The organism is Mucilaginibacter sp. P25, assembly GCF_050859465.1.
Lineage (GTDB): Bacteria > Bacteroidota > Bacteroidia > Sphingobacteriales > Sphingobacteriaceae > Mucilaginibacter > Mucilaginibacter gossypii.
Genome location: NZ_CP193937.1, coordinates 3,363,441 through 3,383,710, shown reverse-complemented (window position 1 = coordinate 3,383,710; position 20,270 = coordinate 3,363,441). Strand labels below are relative to the sequence as shown.

Sequence of the window (20,270 nt, the reverse complement as noted above, 5' to 3'; positions counted from 1 at the left end):
ATTATTTAAGTGAAAAGTATTCAGCGATAGGACCTAAAGCAAGTGCCGGGAAGAATGACAGGGCAGCGATAATTATGATCACCGCGAAAATCATCAACCCAAAAGTTGAGGTGTCGCTTTTTAAAGTACCAGCCGATTCAGGAATATTCTTTTTATTAGCCAATAAGCCTGCAATAGCCAGCGGACCAATAATTGGGAGGAACCTACCCAATATCATGACGATACCTGTTGTATAGTTCCAAAAATATTACCATCGCCCAAACCTTCAAAGCCCGAACCGTTGTTGGCTGCTGCCGATGAATATTCATACAGCATTTCGGAAAAACCGTGGTTGCCGGGATTATTTAACCAGGCCGATGGCTTGACAGCCCAGTCGGTACCGGGAACATGTACAATAAAGTAGGACGAAATTGCAAGGCCTACCAATATAATAAAAGGGTGCAGCAGTGCAATCAACGAAGCAATCTTCATTTCCCTCGCCTCTATCTTACGACCCAGAAACTCGGGTGTACGGCCTACCATTAAACCGGATATAAACACGGCTACTACCACAAATATGTAAAAGTTAAGGATACCAACCCCGCAACCACCGTAAAAGCAGTTGATCATCATACCTAAAAGCATTGACAATCCGGATACCGGCATAGCACTGTCATGCATGGAGTTTACTGAACCGGTAGAAGTTATGGTTGTCATGATACTCCAGTATGCAGAGTTAAGCGGCCCAAAACGTACCTCTTTACCCTCCATAGCTCCTGTTGGCTGGCTAATGCCCATATGAGCAATGGCAGGGTTACCATTAAGCTCGGCGTTGATGGTCGGGATCATCAGCAAAAGCATCCCCAGCGTCATTACGCCAAAAATTACATAGGCAAATCTCTTTTTGTTGAGATAAAAGCCCAATGCAAATACCAAACCGATAGGGATGATCAACTGGGCCACCAGCTCAACAGTATTAGTTAGGTAATTAGGATTTTCAATAGGGTGTGCAGAGTTTGCGCCAAACCAACCACCACCATTAGTGCCTAAGTGTTTAATGGCAACCATGGCAGCAACCGGTCCACGGGAGACGTGAACTGTGTCGCCTTGCATACTTATGAAAGTATCTTTACCTGCATAGCTTGTAGTCATGCCGTTAAAAGCGAAGATCACAGCTATCACAAATGAGATAGGTAATAATATGCGGGTGATTGATTTTACAAAATACTCCCAAAAGTTGCCCAGCTTATCGGTAACCTTATCTTTCATGGCCCTGAAAACAACCACCAGCGCAGCAATACCTGTAGCAGCCGATACAAAGTGCAGGAACATGAATACGAAGTGCTGTGTAAAGTAAGTAGCACCGCTTTCGCCCGAGTAATGCTGCAGGTTACAGTTTACCAAAAAACTGATGGCAGTATTGAAAGCTGTATCAGGCGACTGGCCCGGATTCGCATCGGGATTAAGCGGCAAATGGCCCTGGGCCATCAAACAAACAAAGGCATATATTAACCAAACGCTGTTAATGGTAAGCAGGGCCAGCAGGTGTTGTTTCCAGTTCATTTCGCGTTTGGTGTCGATGCCGCTGAAACGGAAAATAAAGCGATCAAGCGGGGCGAGGAAATCGAGCCAGGTTTTTTCGCCCTTAAATACCTTAGCTATGTAGCGGCCAAGGGGAATGGCGATGGCTAAGGTGAGCAGGTAGGTGAAAATCACACCCGTTAGTTCAGTGTTCATAGTTTAATTTTAAAATTTTTCGGGTTTGAGAAGTACGTATACCATGTAAATGAACACGGCTATTGCTACGATGAATAATGCTGCCATGATTTTAGATTTTTTCGAAGTACGTTACAGATTTAAAAAAGATCCAGAATACCACTACAAATGTGGCCAGGTAAGCGATTGTGAGTAAAGCATCCATTTTATGTGTTTTTGCAAAGGGCTTTGCCAAGCAGATGCCAAGAAAATTATTATCAATACAAATAACTGATTATTAATTATTTATATAACAACAGAAACATTATTTTATTTATTTAAGGAGAATTGGGCTATCATTTTGATAGCTGATTATCAAAGTGGGATTGAAGAAGGTCTTAGCTGCAGGAAGTAGCGATAACGTAACCTTTGGCAGATAGGCATGATCTCAAGAGTGGCAAATATCTCCAGGCCTCCGGCTTGTGTACGGCGGCCTGAGGCCGCTTGATAGTAGACACCCGGCTGGAGCCGGGCGTCAGCGTAGAAAGAACTTTTTATTCACTAAATCCGAAATCGAAATTCCGAAATCCGAAATCATTCCAAATTATACTCCTTCAGCTTTCTATACAGCGTAGCCACGCCAATATTAAGCAGGTGCGCTGCTTCTGCACGGTTACCGTGGGTATGGTTTAATACCCGTTGAATATGCAGTTTCTCTACAGATGAAAGATCAAATGCCGAAATAGGTGCACCGCTTTTCACCTGTTGCTGCTGAACTTCATAAGGCAGCAGGCTTTCATCAAGCACATTGCTATCGGTTAGAATAACAGCCCGTTCTACAATATTTTTCAACTCACGGATGTTCCCGGGCCAAGGGTAGGCTTCCAGTTTTTCTATGAACTCGTCGCTGAGGGTATTTACCTGCTTTTTTACTTTAAGGGCAAAATGCTGCATAAAGTATTCGGCCAGCAGTTTGATATCTTTTTTACGCTCGCGTAAGGCTGGCAGCGTGATCTGGAATACTGAAAGGCGATAATATAAATCAGACCGGAAATGGCCGTCATTGATTTCGTTGAGCAAATTACGGTTGGTAGCTGCCAGAATCCGTACATTAACCTGGGTGGGTTTGGTATCTCCTATTTTAATAAACTGCTGCGATTCAAGCACACGAAGCAGCTTGGCCTGTAGATCATGATCAAGCTCCCCTATCTCATCCAAAAATATGGTGCCACCGTTGGCTTCTTCAAACAGGCCTTTTTTATCTTTAACTGCTCCCGTGAACGAACCGGCTTTATGACCGAACAATTCGCTTTCCAATAATTCTTTTGTGAAAGCGCTGCAGTTTACAGCCACAAATGATTTAGCGCTGCGGTTACTGGCCTGGTGAATGGCTTCGGCAAAAATCTCCTTACCTGTGCCGGTTTCGCCCAATAATAATACAGTTGTATCGGTAAGGGCAACCTTTTGGGCAAGCTTAATTACATCGCTGATAGCCGTTGATTTACCGATGAGCCTGTCAAAACCAAACTTATCATTCAGCTTGCTTTCCAATTCGGCAACCTTTTGCTGCAGCAGGGCTTTATCCATGGCCTTGCTTACCAGCGGGATGATCTTTTCGTTATCATCGCCCTTGGTGATATAGTCAAACGCACCGGCTTTTATTGCCTTTACGCCATCATTGATAGTCCCGTAAGCCGTTAATACGATGATTTCGGTGCTGGGATAGTTTTTTTGATGGTTTCAGAAAGGGTGATGCCATCAATATCAGGTAGCTTTACATCGCTTAATACCACATGTATAGTATCCTGCTGTAATTTTTTAAGGCCCTCTTTGCCGGAACCTGCGGTTATTACCTCATGACCTTCCAACTGCAGAATGCGCGCCAGCAAGTTACGGAGGCGTTCTTCGTCGTCGATAATTAATAGCTTACCTTTTTGCATCGTGGCAAATATGGTAATTTATTTTGAACCTTGATTTTTAGGATTTAAGGATTTCTTGATAGAATAGTCCTAAATAATCTCATTCAAAACCTCAGGGAATCCCATAATCATGCGAATCAAGGCTACCAACGGTAACGCCTTGTCGCCCGCATCAGTTGCCTGTGGCGTTTAGCCTCATAATAATCGCTGGTTACCAGGATGGAATGGATCACCCCGGGATCCAGAAGAAAAGGGTTAAAAATATATTCAATATAAATGCACCTATTCTGCCAGTAGTAAGTATGGCAAGCGGTGGCAGTAAAAAGCACAGAAAATATCGCATCGCAGTAGTTTTAATGTTTAAACCATTTAGACGATACACCTGGAAATTTGTTACTGCTTTATTTCTTCACCAAGATTGGGTGGCAATTGATCCCCAAAAAACAAGGCTTTCAGTTCAGTAGCATCATTGGGGTTCATTTTTCCGCCTAATATTAACCTCAATTGGCGGCGGCGAAGCGCACCCTCATACAATGCGCGCTCTTTATCCGTTTCAGGTACCAGCTCGGGCACAGCTGTCTTTTGCCCATCTTTATCCAAAGCAACAAAGGTGTAATAGGCCTCATTACTTTTTACTTTAGTGCCTGATGGAATGTTTTGCGCCCATACATCCATCCTTACCTCAACCGACGTAGTGAATGCGCGGGTAACCTTTGCTTCAATGCTGATCACATCACCCAACTTTATCGGCGACTGGAACGATACGTTATCTACTGAAGCGGTCACCACTATCCTGTTACAGTGCTTTTGTGCCGAAATAGCAGCGGCAATATCCATCCAATGCAACAGACGACCACCCATCAGGTTGTTTAAAGTGTTGGTATCATTGGGCAATACCAGTTCGTTCATGATGGTGTATGATTCCTGCGGCGATTTTCCGGTCATATTCAGTCTGCTTTTGGGGCAAAGATAGGAAAAAACCTCAGCCAACCTCTCTTTTGGGGGGTTGGCTGAGGCTAATTGATTAGTACCTTGCAGCTACGAGGGTGGTGATATTAATAAAACAGAAAAAAGCTGGAAAATCTCCGGCCTGTTATCTTAAATCTTAACTTCCCGGATCTTGATTCTTGACTTCTTAAATCTTACTCCTTAATCACCAGGGCGTTTCGCCATAATCGCTCACATATTTACCTGTCGGGCCATCAGCACCTATCATGGCGTACGCTACAATTGGTGCTGCACCATCTTCAACGGGTTTGGGCCCGCGGTTACCATTAAATTCGGTGTTGGTGTAGCCGGGGTTCACCATGTTTACTTTAACCTGGTCTTTAAGGTCATAAGCCAGAGCAACTGTATAGGCGTTCAATGCTGATTTCGACGGACCGTAAGCACCTGTCTTAACCTGGTAATGCTCCCAGTTTGGATCGTTATGATAAGTTAATGAACCGAGGTCGGATGTTACGTTTACTATCCTTGGGTTTGGTGATTTTTTAACCAGATCGAGGAAAGTACGTGTTGTACGGACAACGCCGAAAAAGTTTACCTCAAACACCTCTTTCACGGCATCATCGCTCAAATTGGGAGCTGGTTGGGGAAACGGACCCGGGATACCGGCATTATTGATCAATACATCCAAATGGTCGATTTTGGCAGCCACCTCGTCATGAGCGGCTTGTACAGATGCCTGACTGGTTACGTCTATCAGCAATAGTTCTACATCGTTTAAGCCCTCAGCTTTAAGTTGCCCAACGGCTTTTTCGCCTCTCTCCTGATCACGGCTGCCAAGGTAAATATAGTAGCCAGCGGTAGCCAACTGGCGGGCGGTTTCCAGGCCAATACCCTTATTGGCCCCTGTTATTAAAACTGTTTGTTTTTCCATAATACAAAGCTACGGAGGTGCTATATTTTTGTCGCTGCACATAGCAGGGCATTAACTGTACATTTCCCGGATTTGCATTCTGAAAGCTATAGGCGTGGTATCGGCAAGGCGTTTAAAAAAGCGGTTAAAGTAAGCCGCATCTTCAAAGCCAAGCTCATCGGCAATTTGTTTTACCGATAGTTCGGTATGCAGCAGACGACGTTTGGCCTCAACAATCAATCGTTCATGGATGTGGGTGATAGCTGTTTTACCGCTTTGTTGTTTAATAACTTCCGTAAAATGCCCGGGTGTAAGATTCAGCTGTTCGGCATAGGCGGCAACGTCATGCTGGCTGGCATAATGCTCGCCAATAAGTGCCTGAAAACTTTTAAGAAGGCAATAGTTTAGTGTAACGCAGGTTTCATTGTACTGCTCGCTGTACAGCCTGCTCAGGTATATCACCAGCACCCGCAGCCACGAGGTAAGCATTTGGTTGCGCCAGGTACCATCGGCATTAAACTCAGTCAGCATTTTGCGCATGGTATCCTCTATAAAAGCCAGATCGACAGGGCTAAGTTTTATTTCATGCGCGGCGGCAGGGTTTTGAATAATGGGAAGTTGTTGAAGTATGCGATTATCTTCCAGCTGCAAAAATTCGTTGGTAAAGCTCATCATTAAGCCCTCCATTGGGGCCGAATGCTCTTTGAGGTGCACCTGCTGAGGAATAGTAAAGTAAAAGGTATCGGGCTTTACGGTATAGGGTACAAAATCTATCCAGTGGCGGTTAGCACCGCCTTTAACCAGTACAAAAAAGTAGTAATCCTTACGGTGAGGCTGCAGAAAAGCAGGGTCAAGCCTAAACTCGCCGCATTGCCCGCCGGCCTCGCGCACATCTATCATAGTATTACCCCGCTCGTTATTTTGCTGCAAGGTAAAAGTTGGGATAAGAGTTTTTTCGGCTACAGTTAAAACAGGCATAGGGCAAAGTACGCAATTAATTGATACTGTGTAAATAGCCTACCAACAGCGGATTGTAAATGTTTTGCCCCGCCAAAATCCCTCGCCTTGAAATAAAAATATGTCATTATAAGAAGAACGACGAAGCAATCGCACGCTATACAGCGTGACCGTACTTTCGTACGATTGCTTCGTACCTTACAATGACGTGTTTCTTGTTTACTACTCCGTCTTTAAGCTCTTTACAGGGTTCATCAGCGCTGCTTTCACGCTCAAAAACGAAACCGTTGCAAAGGCAACCAGCAATACCAGGAAGAATGGAACAACAAACAGGAAGGGGTTGATATCCATCCTGAAAGCATATGTTTGCAGCCATTGATGAATAGCGTACCAGCCTATTGGTGCCGAAATCACAAACGATACCGCTACAAGCAGGGCAAAGTCTTTATACAACAATCTTAAAATACTGTTTACCGAAGCTCCCAGTACCTTGCGGATGCCAATTTCCTTAGTGCGCTGTACAATGGTGTACGATACGAGGCCAAATAATCCCAAACAGGCCACAAAAATGGCGATGCCCGTAAATACGCCAAACACCTGCCCAAAGCGTTGATCGGTTTTGTATTGCTCGTTAAAATGCTGATCTAAAAAGAAATAATCAAACTGGTCGCCGGGGAAAAAGGCAGCCCAGGTTTTCTTTAATTCCGCAATGGTTTGCGGCAAATTGGTGGTGCTGATTTTCACAGATACCGGTCCCCGAACATCGGGGATACAACGGAAGATCATGGAATCGTAGGCATCATGTAAGGATTGCTGGTGAAAATTATCGGCCACTCCTATTATCTCATAAACCTGTCCCCAAAAATCGATGCGTTTGCCAAGGGCATCGGCAGGTTTGCTAAAGCCTAACTGTTCAACCCCTTTTTTGGTGAATATCACTTTATGTGGTTCATCGCCAAACTCTTTCGAAAACTTACGACCGGCTATCAGTTTGATATCGTAGGCGTTAAGGTAATCGTAATCGGCACCGATAATGCGGTATTGTTTGCTTGTACTTTGATCTGAGCCAACCAACTTAATACCGCCAGCATTCCATTGCACAGGTTCGCCGGGGATTGAGGTTGATACTGTTACGCTTTTAACGGCAGATTGTGCCAGGCATTCGTGTTTAAATGAGCTCATGCTACGGTAAAACGAATCTACCTTAACCAACGGAGCTTTAATGACCAGTGTTTGATCTATTTTTACTCCTAACTTTTGGCTTTGCATGTATTTAAGTTGCTTGAACACTGTAAGCGATCCTATCAGTAAAAATATCGAGGCAGCAAACTGGAATACCACCATTGCCTTACGTAATATCACTCCCCCTGGCGATGCTAAGATCTTGCCTTTCATCACCTCAACCGGCCTGAACGCCGATAATACAATGGCCGGATAAAAGCCGCTGAAGAATGAGCCCAATACAAAGATTCCCAAAACAGCCAGCCAAAAAGTTACTTTAGCAAATAAGGTAAAGCCCATCTGCATGCCGGAAACATTGGCGAATGCAGGCAAGCAAGCCATAATGATAAGCAATGCAAGGCCTATAGCCATGGCGTTAAGCATCATGGCCTCTAACATAAACTGGGTAATCAACTGTGCTTTTGCCGAGCCCAAAGTTTTACGTACCCCAACTTCCTTAGCCCGGCCAATACCACGGGCAGTAGCCAGGTTGATATAGTTGATCCATGCTATGATGATCACAAAGATGGCAATCCCCAAAAGCAGGTACACCGATTTACCATCTCCATTGGGCTGAAACTCCAGCATCCTGTTGGAATACAGATGGATATCCTTTACCGGCTGAAGTGTATAAATGCCGCCTTCGCCCGTACCAGGATATTTATCATAAGCTTTTTTCACTACAGGGATAAACTTAGCTTCCAAAGCACGCGGATCAACTCCAGGTTTAAGCAGGAGGTAAGTTGTGCAGCCGTCATTTAGCCAGGCATTATCGAGATTAAAATCTTTATTAGGCGGATTTTCTTTAAGCAGCGTAGCGTAGGATTGCATGATATCGAAATTCATATGCGTATTGGCAGGCATATTTTCCATTACGCCGGTAATTTTAAGCGGCTTATCTGTATTAATATACAAGGTTTGCCCAACGGGATTTACGCCATGAAAAAGCCTGTCAGCAATTTGCCGGGTAATTACCGCGGTGTTGGGTTCTTTAAGTGCAGTATTTCCGTCGCCGTTTATCAGCGGGAAAGAAAAGGTTTTAAAAAAAGCGTCGCTTACATAGTAAACATTCCGGATTACCATTTTCTGATCCTTGTAGTTGGCTATGGTTTGCCCTGCTCCTACAATCTTTACGTACTCTTCAATATCGGGCAGCGCATTTTTAAATGCTGTGCCGGGTGCAAAAGCCCCGCCGGCCCATTGAGTACTTAACTTGCCATTGTCATACCTGTCCTGATTAATCCGGAAAACGCGGTCTTTTTTAGCGTGGAAATCATCAAAACTAAGCTCAAAGCTAACATATTGCAAAATGAGCAGACATGCCGCCATGCCGATAGCCAGCCCTATTATATTAATGGCAGAGAAAGCTTTGTTTTTTGAAAGGTTTCTAAAAGCAACCAGCAGGTAATTTTTAAGCATAATTGTAATGGTTTATACCTGAATTTCAGCTAATTATATGCCCTGTTTTTAATTTACTGAATATCAATCAATTAAAGAAAAGCACAATCTACGAAACTGTTCGTTTTCGAACAGTGATTGTGCGGTTGCGGAGTGGTTTGGAAATTCGCGGTTGAAAATTAAAGGTGGGGGTTTATAAGTCGTTGGGACGTTTAATAATAGCTCCTGCAAGTGAAATTTCACTATTTTAGTGGCTCAAGGTTGGCAATAACCAACGATACATCACGCCCTACAAGATACTTATCTATGACTAAAAAAACATTTATGTTTATAATCCTAAGCTTATTAACCTGCAAAATAATTGCACAACAAAACGATAGGCAAATCAAGCCAACGCACCAGGATACTTTAAAAGGGTCGATAACGCCGGAAAGGGCTTGGTGGGATGTTCTGCGCTATGATCTGACCATAAAACCAGATTATATTAATCAAACGATCTGCGGTAGCAATATTATTCAATATAAGATTGTTAAAAATAAACACACCGCGCTCATGCAAATAGACCTCCAATCGCCTCTTAAAATAGATAGTATCAGAACGGGGAGCGCAAAGTTATCTTTTATACAAAACGGCGACGCTTGGTTTGTAAAGCCCCTACAGCGGTCAAAAAATAATATTCAAAACATTACGATTTACTATTCGGGCAAACCAAAACAATCAGTTAACCCTCCATGGGATGGTGGCTTGGTATGGCAAAAGGACTCTATAGGCAGACCATGGATGGCTGTAGCCTGTCAATTGCCGGGCGCGAGTGCATGGTTTCCATGTAAGGTTTATATTGGCGATAAACCAGATAAAGGAGCTTCGGTTACAATAATTACACCAGATACATTAGTCGCGGTATCAAATGGAAGGCTTCGGCGGCAACTTAAAAATACAGATGGCACCTCAAGCTACACCTGGGCAGTGGACAGTCCTATAAATAATTATGGGCTTACCTTTTATATAGGGAAATATGAACATGTAAGTGAAAAATTTAACGGCGAACGCGGTAACCTTGATCTGGATTTTTGGGTACTGGATTATAACCAGGAAAAGGTAAAAGATTACCTGGTTGCCAAAGTTCGAAAAACTTTAACATCATTTGAGCACTGGTTTGGCCCATACCCATTTTACAGCGACGGCTTTAAGATGGTTGAAGCATCGTATATAGGAATGGAACATCAAAGCGCTATCGGCTATGGAAACAAGTTTAGATTGGGTCGCTTTGGTCTTAATCCCAAACGGCTAACTTATTGGGATCAAAAAACCGACCGGATGGTGGTTCATGAAACAGCGCACGAATGGTTTGGCAACAATATAACGGCAAGTGATCCTGCCTACGGCTGGTTACAGGAAGGCTTTGCCGGCTATGCGGAGGAATTGGTTATTGCCGATCTTTACGGGCCAAAGGCGTCCCACGATTTCTTTTTGAGCAGGACTACCAATCGGATAGGCAACAAGGCTCCGGTAATTTCTCCCGACAATATTTTTAAAGACGGAGGTGAAGACGCCTATCTGAAGGGTTGGGTTTTAATCCACATGTTACAGGCTATTATCAATAATGACGATAAATTCAGGGAAGTGTTACGAGGACTTAACAGAAGCTTTTATCACCAATCAGTAAATTCGGCACAGATCGAAAACTATATCAGTAAGGTCAGCAAAAAAGATCTCAGCAAGATATTTGACCAATATTTAAGAACCACACAGATCCCTGTATTGGAATATAAAATTGATGAAAAAAGCTTCGAATACAGATTTACAAATTGTATAGCCGGTTTTACCATGCCCGTTAAAATCAAATTGATTGATCAACGTTGGATTGCCCCCTCAACGAACTGGCAGTCACTGAAATTAGAATATCTTCCTGCTGTCGACTCATTAGTTATTGACCCTGATTTTTATATTCAGGCAAAAATCGTTAAGTAAATTAATTATCAACCAGGTACCTGGTCCACCTCACAGGTTATTGGGCAAAATAAACAAAAGAGAGATTATTATGGGCAAAGCGTGGTAATTGCAGGAGGATAGAAACGCCTTCCAATATCTAAGTCTATCTCACATCAACTCATTATCCTTTTTAACATGATAAGCCTTGTACGATAAGTAAAACAAGGCCAAAGCTGGCAAAGCGCCAAGAATTACCCCAACTGTATTAGGCTTTGGATAGGTAGCCACAATTTGCACAATAAACAATATCGTGGCAACTATACCACCTATAAGATAAAGATATTTGAATTTTGGGTTCATAGGCTATTTACATACTAACAACAGGAGCATCCTTAACTTGTTTACTTGGTTTTGAAAGGCTTACGAAGTATTTGGAACTTCGTAAGTCTTTCAAAGCTGCTTACCGTTTCAATTCATATTTAGCAGGCACATCAGGTACCAGTTTAAATACCGCAGCCGCAAGCGGCGGTATAGTAATTTTGATCGACTGGCTTTTGCCATGCCAACTTACCTGGTCGCTATTTACAGGCTCATAATTGATGATGCCGCTGCCCCAGTATTTTTCATTATCCGAATTAAAGATCTCTTTCCACTTACCAGCAGCAGGTACGCCTATGCGATAATCACGGCGTACAACAGGGGTCATGTTCAGGATGACCATCAGATCGTTTTTAGTGTCATGCCCCATCCGACGGTAAACCAGTATGGAATCGTTGGCATTGCCGCCGTCAACCCATTCAAAGCCCTGGTGCGAAAAGGCTTTTTCATACAGCGCAGGCTCTGTACGATATAAATGGTTCAACGCCTTAACTGTTTCGCTAATACCCTGATGATTTGGATACTGCAACACATGCCACTGTAACGATTTGCCGAAATCCCATTCATCGCCCTGCCCAAATTCGCCGCCCATAAAGAGTAGTTTTGAGCCGGGGTGTGTGAACATGTATCCGTACATCAGTCTCAGGTTAGCAAACTGCCTCCACTCATCGCCGGGCATTTTGCGTAGCATACTGCCTTTGCCATAAACAACCTCGTCATGCGAGAAAGGCAGCATAAAGTTTTCGGTAAAGGCATATATAGTACTAAAAGTTATCTCGTTATGATGATATTTACGATGGATAGGATCCTCATGAAAATAATCGATAGTGTCATGCATCCAGCCCATCATCCATTTCATCCCAAAGCCCAGGCCGCCTAAATAAACCGGGCGACTAACGCCTGTAAATGACGTAGATTCTTCAGCTATGGTTTGTACCGATGGAAAATGGCTGTAAACAGCTTCGTTAAATTCTTTCAGAAATGATATAGCTTCGAGGTTTTCGTTACCACCATACCTGTTAGCTTCCCATTCGCCATGCTTGCGCGAATAATCAAGGTACAGCATTGAGGCCACCGCGTCAACGCGTAAACCATCGGCATGATACCTTTCCAGCCAAAACAAAGCGTTGCTGATCAGAAAAGCCCTTACCTCGTTTCGGCCGTAGTTAAAAATATATGATTTCCAGTCGGGGTGAAAACCTTTGCGGGCATCGGCATGCTCATAAAGGTGTGTACCGTCAAATTTATACAGTGCATGGATATCTCCCGGAAAGTGCGAAGGCACCCAATCCAGGATTACGCCAATACCGGCTTTGTGAAATTCTTCAATCAGGTACATCAGTTGTTGTGGTGTACCGTAGCGTGATGCCGCTGCAAAATAACCACTTACCTGGTAACCCCAGCTCGGATAATACGGGTGTTCCATAATGGGCATGAACTCCACATGGGTGAAGCCCATTTCCTTTACATAAGGCACCATTTTTTCGGCAAGCTGAGTGTAAGTTAAAAACTCGTCCGGACTTTCGGGATTACGCGCCCATGAACCCAAATGCACTTCGTAAACCGAATATGGCCTGTCGAGCGCGTTATGTTCATGACGGTTCTGCATCCAGTCCTGATCCTTCCACTCATAAAAAGTATCGGCAACTATAGAGGCTGTACGTGGAGGCAATTCCCAGCGTAGGGCGAAAGGATCGCTTTTTTCCAGGTCTTCGCCGGTTGATGATTTGATATAGTATTTATACGTTTCGCCATTGCCAACATTTGGAATAAAACCTTCCCAAATACCCGATGAATCCCAGCGGGCATTCAAGCTATGCGAACCGCGGTCCCAGCCGTTAAAGTTGCCTATTACCGCTACGTATTGTGCATTTGGAGCCCAAACGGCAAAATAAGTCCCAATGACACCCAGATATTCCACTACATGCGAGCCCAGTTTTTCATACAGCTTATAATGTTTGCCCGACTTAAATAAACTGATATCAAAATCCGTAAAACGGCTGTATGGTTCAACGGCTTTAAGCGTTACAGGTTGCGGGGTAATTTCTGTCAGGTTATTGGCATTCACCGCTTTCGATTTAGCCGATGCTGCTTTTTTAACGACTGAAGGCTTCTCATCAGCAGTCGATTTTGTTTTAACCGGTACAGCTTTCTCTGCAACGGCAGGCTTTTCGGCAGCCACTGTTTTTGTTTTAACTGTTTTTTTAGGTTCCGGGGCTCCTGTTTCAGGCGTTACTTTATCGGCTTTGACCTTAGTGACGGCTTTTTTTCCTTTACAGGCTTTGTATCCGGTAAGGGGTTCTCGGTTTTAGTTGTTTTTTTGGCCATGATATAGATAACCTGTTAGAGTGTTAGTAGATAACCCAAATCACAGGAATGAGTTTGGTTTATATGTAATCAAATATAACAGGATTAATATATTATGCAGGGTTTTGGAGATTTATTTTTAGAGGGAAGATGGAGACACTATCAGCACCACCGGAGCAATCAGTTAACTATATCATATCTGTTTTGGGATCAGTTATCGGACTGGATTCTTTAAAATACCAAAAAGTGATGACCGATTTCGAAAGCCATATAATTTTTCACTATTAAAAACAATCTGGTATTTGTTGGCTTAGGGTAAATTTCAGAAAGGATAAAATTGAAAATGCATTTGGATAAAATACAAAAAGGCGGGTCAAATGACCACGCCTTTAAAAATATTTTATGTATTATTCAAGATATCCCATAATACCGTCCAATGTCCATCCATTTTTAGGCCCAAGTTCATTTACATCTACAGAATAACAGTGTGCTCCTCTACTATTGCGATAACGATACAAGGGTTTTGACCCCGGTACTTGAGTAGGATTGATATATCCCTGCGTACCTTCTTGGTTAGCCTGAGAAGGGATCTCATTCACGTTACAAGTAAAAAAGTGATATCCTGCCTGGTATTGATACCATCTTAAAACAGGCACTAAACCTCCCTTAGTATTATCGGTATAAACATTCCCTAAAACGCCTTCAATCTTCCAGCTTGGTAAATTAGATACTTCGCTTGGATTTGTTAAAATCATGTAATCTTGATTGGCAGTACTAAAGCACCGGTAAAGAGGTGCTTTATCAAATACAGCCTGTACTTGATTACCTGGCAAGAATACATTATTAATATAATCCTTAACTGCTTTTGATTTTACCGGATCGGCAATTAAATCGTAAATACCAATTAAACCAGAACTCGGGATATCAATAAGCACTGCGTTTTGCGCATTGGTAGTACTTTGCCAGGCTCCAAAATCAATAGGTGGGGTATTTTGATCAAATACGATAGTATTTGGAGTTATTCCAACAGTGGGGTCTCCACCATGAGTTACATAGTGCACATATTGATTAAAGTTACTGCTACTTTGTGAATGCTGTGAGTTAATGCCAGCATTGATTGAAAACAAACTGCCTAAACTTTGATCTAAACCTGCGGATGCGGCTGTCTTTCTATCAGAACTTGATGTTTGCGAACGGTAGGTTATCTGTAGTTTAGCCCCCAACATAATATCCGTCAAAAAGAAGGCACCATATTGACGAACTAATTGTTCTGGAGTAAGAATACCTATATCGGTTTTAAAATTTGATGTTAAGTATTGTTGGAGTATAACAGTCGGCGCATTAAACTTTAGCTCACGCTGTTGTAATAAAAGATTATAGCTGCCATAAATATACTTTGAATTAAAAGAGGATACATCAGAATAAGCAGAAGTGATACTTGCTTTGAATAAAGAAAAGCCAACAGTTGCATTTAAATGTGCAGACAGGTCGCTTGAGTAATGCTGTACGTTATCCCCATATGAAAATGTCGAATTCCTACTTGTACTTACATTCTTAACTACCCTGATAGGATCTGCTGCATAAAGCTTCGCAACGTCAATAACTGGAAATGTTGTGGAAACCGAATTCCCATATTCACCTGTTACATCATAGCCAAAACCTAAAACATCCCATGCCTGGTCTCCAGCAGCATGTGCCGTCAACTTTCCAGAAGACGTTTTTGTTTGATCGGGAACTAATTGTGCATTTTTGCTGCAAGACCACAGCATCATCATCAAAGAGATAATGAATAGATTTTTTTTCATAAAACAATAAGGTATAAGTTTAATATTTTTATCAAAGGTAATACTTAGTAATAATAAATAATAGACTTATTTCTATAAAAAATCGTAATATACTTTTAATCAAGACATTTAGATTATAGATTTATATGACAGAAAATAAAGATTAGCACTACAACGATATGTTATTAAAGGGTATTTAGCACCCTCTGTTTATCATATCAGGCTATATATTAGTTAATTATATATCCTTAACAACAGAACACGCATCACAAAACTTAAAGGTATTAGTAAGGTCCAGCCTTTCGGACTGGCAAAACCGTGTCATGTAAAGTTAGTATCTTCATGACGGCAATTAGCTGTTACAGTAAGCTAAAAACAACTGATATTTTAAAATTGCACCAAAACAGGTATGGTATGACTAAAGCAAGGTTCAGCAGGATGAACAGATCCAAGGACTCGAAAATTCGATCCAAAATAAAAATTAAAAACCTAGCTAATGCTCAAAAACAACTTATTTAATTTATGAACAACTTACAGAAAAATCATCATAACGTCCGAAGCGCTTTATTGACATAACGCTTATGCAAACTCCCTTTAAAGTTAGCTTTTACTTCTTATCTTTCGATGGTGCGCGGAGGAAATAAACAATAAAGTTTGAAATAAAAAACGTCAATGCTTTAGTACTAAGCAATCCATCTATCTTAACAGGTTAGACCTGTATGGTTTGCGATTGCTTCATACCTCGCACTGGCGTTACGAAGAGGTAGTTTGGCTATATATAAATATTATTTGCTTATTTCAATATGTTTAAAGTTTTTACTGTATTTAAACTCTACCGTTTTATCATCATTTAGTTGAAATTCTTTTACCTCTTTGCCATCTACTTTTATTTTTGATGGCGTAAACGGCAAACCTATCAGGTTAAAATGATAGCCGTCATAGCGTGGGGTATACAAACCTTCCAGGCTCTGATCAATGGTTAAATTTTTGCTACTGCCATTTACCACAAACTTTTTCTCCAGGTAAATATCCTGCTCGTACGCAAATGTTTCGCCGTAATCTTCAAACAGGAATGAATTTACCTCATAATCGGTATAGTAAATATTCAGCTTTACTTCTTCAATCTCTTTGTGGCCAACGTATTGCATCACCGGATATTCAGGTATCACCGAACCGGCTTTTATAAATACTGGCATAGTCTCAAGCGGGGTATCTACTGATACTTCCTGGCCGCCGTCAACAACCTCGTAAGTCCAGAAGTTGTACCATTTTCCTTTAGGCAGATATACATTGCGTTTGATCTGCCCTGGCTCCATTACCGGGCAAACCAAAATTTTATCCCCATAAGTAAACTCATCCTGGCGGAAATGGTTTAGCTGTGTGTCCTGCTCGTGCATCACTATCGGCCTCAAAATAGGGAAGCCATAGCGGTGGTGCTCCCAAAAAGTTGAGTACAGGTAGGGGATCAAACGGTAACGCAGTTCGATAAACTTACGGTTGATTGCCGTGAATGGCTCGCCAAAACTCCACGGTTCACGCTCTTTGGTATCACCCGCCGAGTGCGCACGCATAAACGGCGAAAAGGTGCCCATCTGGATCCAGCGGGTAAACAGTTCGCCATCGGGCTCACCACTAAAACCGCCAATGTCGGTACCGCAAAATGGTATGCCCGATATCGACAAACGCTGACACTGGATATTACCCAGCTTAAGGTGTTCCCATGAGGCCACATTATCACCGGTCCACACCGATGAAAAGCGTTGCACGCCTGAATAACCTGCCCTTGTAATGGTAAAAGGGCGTTTGTTTTTCATGATCTTGCGCAAACCCTCGTAGGTTGAGCGTACCATCTGCATGCCATAAATATTATGCGCCTTGCGGTGTGATCCACGGTAACCATCGTACTGGTGACGCACATCATCAGGGAAGGTACCGGCACCAAATACAGCAGGCTCATTCATATCGTTCCAAACACCGGCAACGCCCATTTGTACCAGTTCGTCAAACAAACCGCCCCACCATTCGCGTACTTCAGGATTGGTAAAGTCAGGAAACTGGCAACGGCCTGGCCATACGTGGCCCTCCATAAAGTAATCATCGCTTCGACGGCAGAAATATCGCTTCTCCTTACCCTCCCTGAACACCTCGTAGTTGTCATCCACACGAATCCCAGGATCAATAATTACCACGGTTTTAAAGCCATCAGCAGCAAGCTCGCTGATCATTTTTTTAGGATCGGGGAAGTACTTACGGTTCCAGGTAAAGCAGCGGTAACCATCCATATAATCGATATCCAGGTAGATACCATCGCATGGGATCTGGTTTTCACGGAAACCTTTGGCTATCTTCCTAACCTTAGCTTCAGGATAATAGCTCCAGCGGCATTGATGGTAACCCAGCGCCCAAAGCGGTGGCATAGGGTGTGTACCGGTTAAGGTGTGATAGCTTTTTACCACGTCCATCATGTGCGGCCCGTGGATATAGTAATATTGCAGTTCGCCGCCATCAGCCCAAAAACTTGTTTTAGTCCTGTCTTCGGCGCCAAAGTCAAATTGCGCTTTAAATGTATTATCAAAAAAGATACCGTGTGCTATACCCTCGTTTACGCTGATATAAAAAGGGATACTGCGGTACAAAGGGTCCTGGTTCCACTGAAACGAGTAGGCATCAGTGTTCCAGTTTTTTAGCCTTTTGCCGCGCAGGTTAAATTCGGTCGGTTTATCGCCTAAGCCAAAGAAACTTTCGTCGGGTGCGCAGGTTTTGGTGCAAAACACATAATAACCGCCCGCCTGCACGTTCTCTTCCCAATGCATTGGCACAGCATCGATGCTGGTTACATGGTTGCTGCTATCTGAAAAAGAGATAAAGAAATCCTTTTTGCGGATATGGCAATTCACTTTATAAGTAGATACCCGAAATTCATTATCATCTTCATGCAAAGTAAAACCTGCCGCCTTGGTTGGCAGCTTAGGTACCCCGTATGAAAAATCATCTAAAAAAACGCTATGCGGCGCAAGCCTCACACGGATAATCTCGTCGGTAACAACTATTACTTCAACTTTAGCATCGCCATCAGTAAAGTAGAACTTATTCCCCACCTGATCAGCATGATTGGGTACACCGAGATACTTTTTTACAACCGGCTTAATACCATCGGCAGGGTTATTAAGATGGTGAAATTCCTCTTCTTCTTCAAGTAAGTTTTCTGCTTCAATTAACTTACTGGTTATCAACTCCGGATTTGGGGTATTACTTTCCATTCAAACAAATTAGTGGCTTCTGCAAAGATGTATAAAGTGTACTTACTACGCAATATACAATAATTGAATTAACGAAAAACCATTAACCGTGCCAAATCCTTAATTTTTATTCAATTTGCGGCTTCAATTATTTGAATTTTCTTACCATCCTGAACAAAAAGAACAGCTATCGCGCCCAGGAACATAAAAATACCGGCCATTACCAAAGCATAAATGGCATGCCCGCTGTATGCATACTTCACTATCGGACCACCAATAATGCCATTAACTATTTGCGGAAAAGTAATAAAGAAATTAAAAATGCCCATGTACACGCCTATCTTTTTGGCTGGTATTGAGCTTGATAGAATAGCATAAGGCATAGCAAGGATACTACCCCAAGCCAAACCGACACCAATCATTGACAAGATCAGCAAACGTGGATCAGGAATAAAAAATACGGAGATTAACCCTAAACCGCCCATAGTTAATGAAAACGCATGCGCTTTTTTCGGCTCAGTTTTTTGACTATGCGGGGCAATAACAAAGCATACACTGCCGATACTAAATTATATACACCAAACAATACATTTACCCAGTTGGCGGCATCATTATAGGCTGCCGAAGAAGTATCCCCTGCCGGGATATGGTAAACATGATCAACAACTGCCGGGGTTGTAAATACCCACATAGAGAAAAGTGCAAACCAGGAAAAGAACTGTACCAATCCCAGCTGCTTCATGGTTTTAGGCATGTTGACGAGGTCGGAGAAGATCTCCAACAAACCGCCCTTATGCCCAGATACCGTTCTCGTCCTTTTCATGAAAGGTTGCATAAACTTCGGGGGATATTCTTTAGTGCGGACTACAGTCCACAAAATAGCGCCTATTAAAACCGCGGCACCAATGTAAAATGAATATAGCACATTATTAGGCACAATGCCCTGATCGGCTGTTTTGGCTATTCCAAACCATTCGGCAAAAACATAAGGTAGCCATGAACCAATTACAGCGCCTACACCTATCAAACAGGTTTGCATGGAAAAACCGGTTGTATGCTGGCTATCGGGCAGGTTATCAGCCACCAAAGCTCTGAAAGGTTCCATAGCTACGTTGAATGAAGCATCCATAATCATGAGCATGCCAGCGCCTACTACTATCGGCGGGATCAGCGCTGCCAACATAGATGAGTTGGGCATAAAAAACAATGCCAAACCCGATAAAATAGCACCTGTTAAAAAGTAAGGGCGGCGCCGACCAAGACGGTTCCAGGTCCTGTCGCTGTAATGACCTATGATAGGTTGAACAACCATGCCTGTTATTGGCGCGGCCAGCCAAAACCACGACAGATGCTCCACATCGGCACCAAAGGTTTGGAGGATGCGGCTGGCGTTACCCGTTTGTAAGGCAAAACCAAACTGGATGCCTAAAAAGCCGAAGCTCATGTTAAAGATCTGCCAAAAGCTTAACCGTGGCTTTTGCGCGATGGTTGGTTTACTCATAATTGGTTTTATAATGTCAGAATCAGAATTCTCAGAATTTTAGGATTTTCAGAATATCAGGGTGTCATGCTGGGCCTGTCGAAGCATGGTGGGCAGGGCCTC

Annotated in this window: 15 protein-coding genes and 1 pseudogene; 1 reads left to right on the top strand and 15 read right to left on the bottom strand. The window is 42.8% G+C overall.

Annotated elements, in window-relative coordinates:
• Position 1 precedes the first annotated feature (1 nt).
• The 9 genes and pseudogenes from kdpA to ACRQ5D_RS17070 all read right to left on the bottom strand — a co-directional run bounded on the left by kdpA (position 2) and on the right by ACRQ5D_RS17070 (position 9,048).
• Positions 2-1,716 (bottom strand): annotated as a pseudogene (kdpA, locus tag ACRQ5D_RS17110) (potassium-transporting ATPase subunit KdpA).
• 9 nt (positions 1,717-1,725) lie between these two features.
• On the bottom strand, positions 1,726-1,803 hold the full coding sequence (gene kdpF, locus ACRQ5D_RS17105) for a K(+)-transporting ATPase subunit F (protein ID WP_083879072.1): 78 nt from the start codon (positions 1,801-1,803) through the stop codon (positions 1,726-1,728).
• 465 nt (positions 1,804-2,268) lie between these two features.
• Positions 2,269-3,261: a sigma-54 interaction domain-containing protein gene (locus ACRQ5D_RS17100; RefSeq protein WP_431200056.1), complete on the bottom strand. Its 993-nt coding sequence runs from the start codon at positions 3,259-3,261 to the stop codon at positions 2,269-2,271.
• A gap of 110 nt (positions 3,262-3,371) precedes the next feature.
• Positions 3,372-3,614: a response regulator gene (locus ACRQ5D_RS17095; protein ID WP_431200055.1), complete on the bottom strand. Its 243-nt coding sequence runs from the start codon at positions 3,612-3,614 to the stop codon at positions 3,372-3,374.
• Positions 3,615-3,822: 208 nt separating this feature from the next.
• Positions 3,823-3,936 (bottom strand): YqaE/Pmp3 family membrane protein, encoded by a 114-nt coding sequence (locus ACRQ5D_RS17090; protein WP_431200054.1) that lies wholly within the window; start codon positions 3,934-3,936, stop codon positions 3,823-3,825.
• A 50-nt stretch (positions 3,937-3,986) separates the two neighbouring features.
• Entirely contained in the window at positions 3,987-4,538 is a 552-nt protein-coding gene (locus tag ACRQ5D_RS17085) for an acyl-CoA thioesterase (protein WP_091163046.1), read from the bottom strand.
• A 208-nt stretch (positions 4,539-4,746) separates the two neighbouring features.
• Positions 4,747-5,472 carry an SDR family oxidoreductase gene (locus ACRQ5D_RS17080; RefSeq protein ID WP_091163045.1) on the bottom strand — a complete coding sequence of 242 codons (726 nt, stop codon included), beginning with the start codon at positions 5,470-5,472 and terminating at the stop codon, positions 4,747-4,749.
• 51 nt (positions 5,473-5,523) lie between these two features.
• Positions 5,524-6,429 carry a helix-turn-helix domain-containing protein gene (locus ACRQ5D_RS17075; RefSeq protein ID WP_091163044.1) on the bottom strand — a complete coding sequence of 302 codons (906 nt, stop codon included), beginning with the start codon at positions 6,427-6,429 and terminating at the stop codon, positions 5,524-5,526.
• A 201-nt stretch (positions 6,430-6,630) separates the two neighbouring features.
• Entirely contained in the window at positions 6,631-9,048 is a 2,418-nt protein-coding gene (locus tag ACRQ5D_RS17070; protein WP_432329650.1) for an ABC transporter permease, read from the bottom strand.
• Positions 9,049-9,351: 303 nt separating this feature from the next.
• Between ACRQ5D_RS17070 and ACRQ5D_RS17065 the strand changes: the two genes are divergently transcribed.
• The gene (locus tag ACRQ5D_RS17065; protein ID WP_218134349.1) at positions 9,352-10,998 is read left to right on the top strand and encodes a M1 family metallopeptidase; all 1,647 of its coding nucleotides are present in this window, start codon (positions 9,352-9,354) and stop codon (positions 10,996-10,998) included.
• Positions 10,999-11,127: 129 nt separating this feature from the next.
• Here the strand turns inward: ACRQ5D_RS17065 and ACRQ5D_RS17060 are convergent, their stop codons facing one another.
• From ACRQ5D_RS17060 to ACRQ5D_RS17035, 6 genes are all read right to left on the bottom strand, one after another.
• The gene (locus tag ACRQ5D_RS17060; RefSeq protein WP_091163041.1) at positions 11,128-11,319 is read right to left on the bottom strand and encodes a hypothetical protein; all 192 of its coding nucleotides are present in this window, start codon (positions 11,317-11,319) and stop codon (positions 11,128-11,130) included.
• Between the two features lie 100 nt (positions 11,320-11,419).
• On the bottom strand, positions 11,420-13,381 hold the full coding sequence (glgB, locus tag ACRQ5D_RS17055; RefSeq protein WP_431200809.1) for a 1,4-alpha-glucan branching protein GlgB: 1,962 nt from the start codon (positions 13,379-13,381) through the stop codon (positions 11,420-11,422).
• Between the two features lie 670 nt (positions 13,382-14,051).
• Complete coding sequence (locus ACRQ5D_RS17050; protein ID WP_091163039.1) at positions 14,052-15,449, bottom strand: MAC/perforin domain-containing protein; 1,398 nt, start codon at positions 15,447-15,449, stop codon at positions 14,052-14,054.
• A 764-nt stretch (positions 15,450-16,213) separates the two neighbouring features.
• Positions 16,214-18,688 carry a TIM-barrel domain-containing protein gene (locus ACRQ5D_RS17045; RefSeq protein ID WP_091163038.1) on the bottom strand — a complete coding sequence of 825 codons (2,475 nt, stop codon included), beginning with the start codon at positions 18,686-18,688 and terminating at the stop codon, positions 16,214-16,216.
• Between the two features lie 110 nt (positions 18,689-18,798).
• The gene (locus ACRQ5D_RS17040) at positions 18,799-19,152 is read right to left on the bottom strand and encodes a hypothetical protein (protein WP_431200052.1); all 354 of its coding nucleotides are present in this window, start codon (positions 19,150-19,152) and stop codon (positions 18,799-18,801) included.
• A gap of 2 nt (positions 19,153-19,154) precedes the next feature.
• Positions 19,155-20,168: an MFS transporter gene (locus tag ACRQ5D_RS17035; RefSeq protein ID WP_432329647.1), complete on the bottom strand. Its 1,014-nt coding sequence runs from the start codon at positions 20,166-20,168 to the stop codon at positions 19,155-19,157.
• Between the last annotated feature and the right edge of the window lie 102 nt (positions 20,169-20,270).

Excerpts from the sequence above, each read along its gene's own strand:
- ACRQ5D_RS17075 (WP_091163044.1), bottom strand. The coding sequence starts at position 6,429 with ATGCCTGTTTTAACTGTAGCCGAAAAAACTCTTATCCCAACTTTTACC.
- ACRQ5D_RS17080 (WP_091163045.1), bottom strand. The coding sequence starts at position 5,472 with ATGGAAAAACAAACAGTTTTAATAACAGGGGCCAATAAGGGTATTGGC.
- ACRQ5D_RS17100 (WP_431200056.1), bottom strand. The coding sequence starts at position 3,261 with ATGGATAAAGCCCTGCTGCAGCAAAAGGTTGCCGAATTGGAAAGCAAG.
- ACRQ5D_RS17050 (WP_091163039.1), bottom strand. The coding sequence starts at position 15,449 with ATGAAAAAAAATCTATTCATTATCTCTTTGATGATGATGCTGTGGTCT.
- kdpF (WP_083879072.1), bottom strand. The coding sequence starts at position 1,803 with ATGGCAGCATTATTCATCGTAGCAATAGCCGTGTTCATTTACATGGTA.
- ACRQ5D_RS17040 (WP_431200052.1), bottom strand. The coding sequence starts at position 19,152 with ATGGGCGGTTTAGGGTTAATCTCCGTATTTTTTATTCCTGATCCACGT.
- ACRQ5D_RS17060 (WP_091163041.1), bottom strand. The coding sequence starts at position 11,319 with ATGAACCCAAAATTCAAATATCTTTATCTTATAGGTGGTATAGTTGCC.
- ACRQ5D_RS17065 (WP_218134349.1), top strand. The coding sequence starts at position 9,352 with ATGTTTATAATCCTAAGCTTATTAACCTGCAAAATAATTGCACAACAA.
- ACRQ5D_RS17035 (WP_432329647.1), bottom strand. The coding sequence starts at position 20,168 with ATGAGTAAACCAACCATCGCGCAAAAGCCACGGTTAAGCTTTTGGCAG.
- ACRQ5D_RS17090 (WP_431200054.1), bottom strand. The coding sequence starts at position 3,936 with ATGCGATATTTTCTGTGCTTTTTACTGCCACCGCTTGCCATACTTACT.
- ACRQ5D_RS17095 (WP_431200055.1), bottom strand. The coding sequence starts at position 3,614 with ATGCAAAAAGGTAAGCTATTAATTATCGACGACGAAGAACGCCTCCGT.
- ACRQ5D_RS17045 (WP_091163038.1), bottom strand. The coding sequence starts at position 18,688 with ATGGAAAGTAATACCCCAAATCCGGAGTTGATAACCAGTAAGTTAATT.
- ACRQ5D_RS17085 (WP_091163046.1), bottom strand. The coding sequence starts at position 4,538 with ATGACCGGAAAATCGCCGCAGGAATCATACACCATCATGAACGAACTG.
- ACRQ5D_RS17070 (WP_432329650.1), bottom strand. The coding sequence starts at position 9,048 with ATGCTTAAAAATTACCTGCTGGTTGCTTTTAGAAACCTTTCAAAAAAC.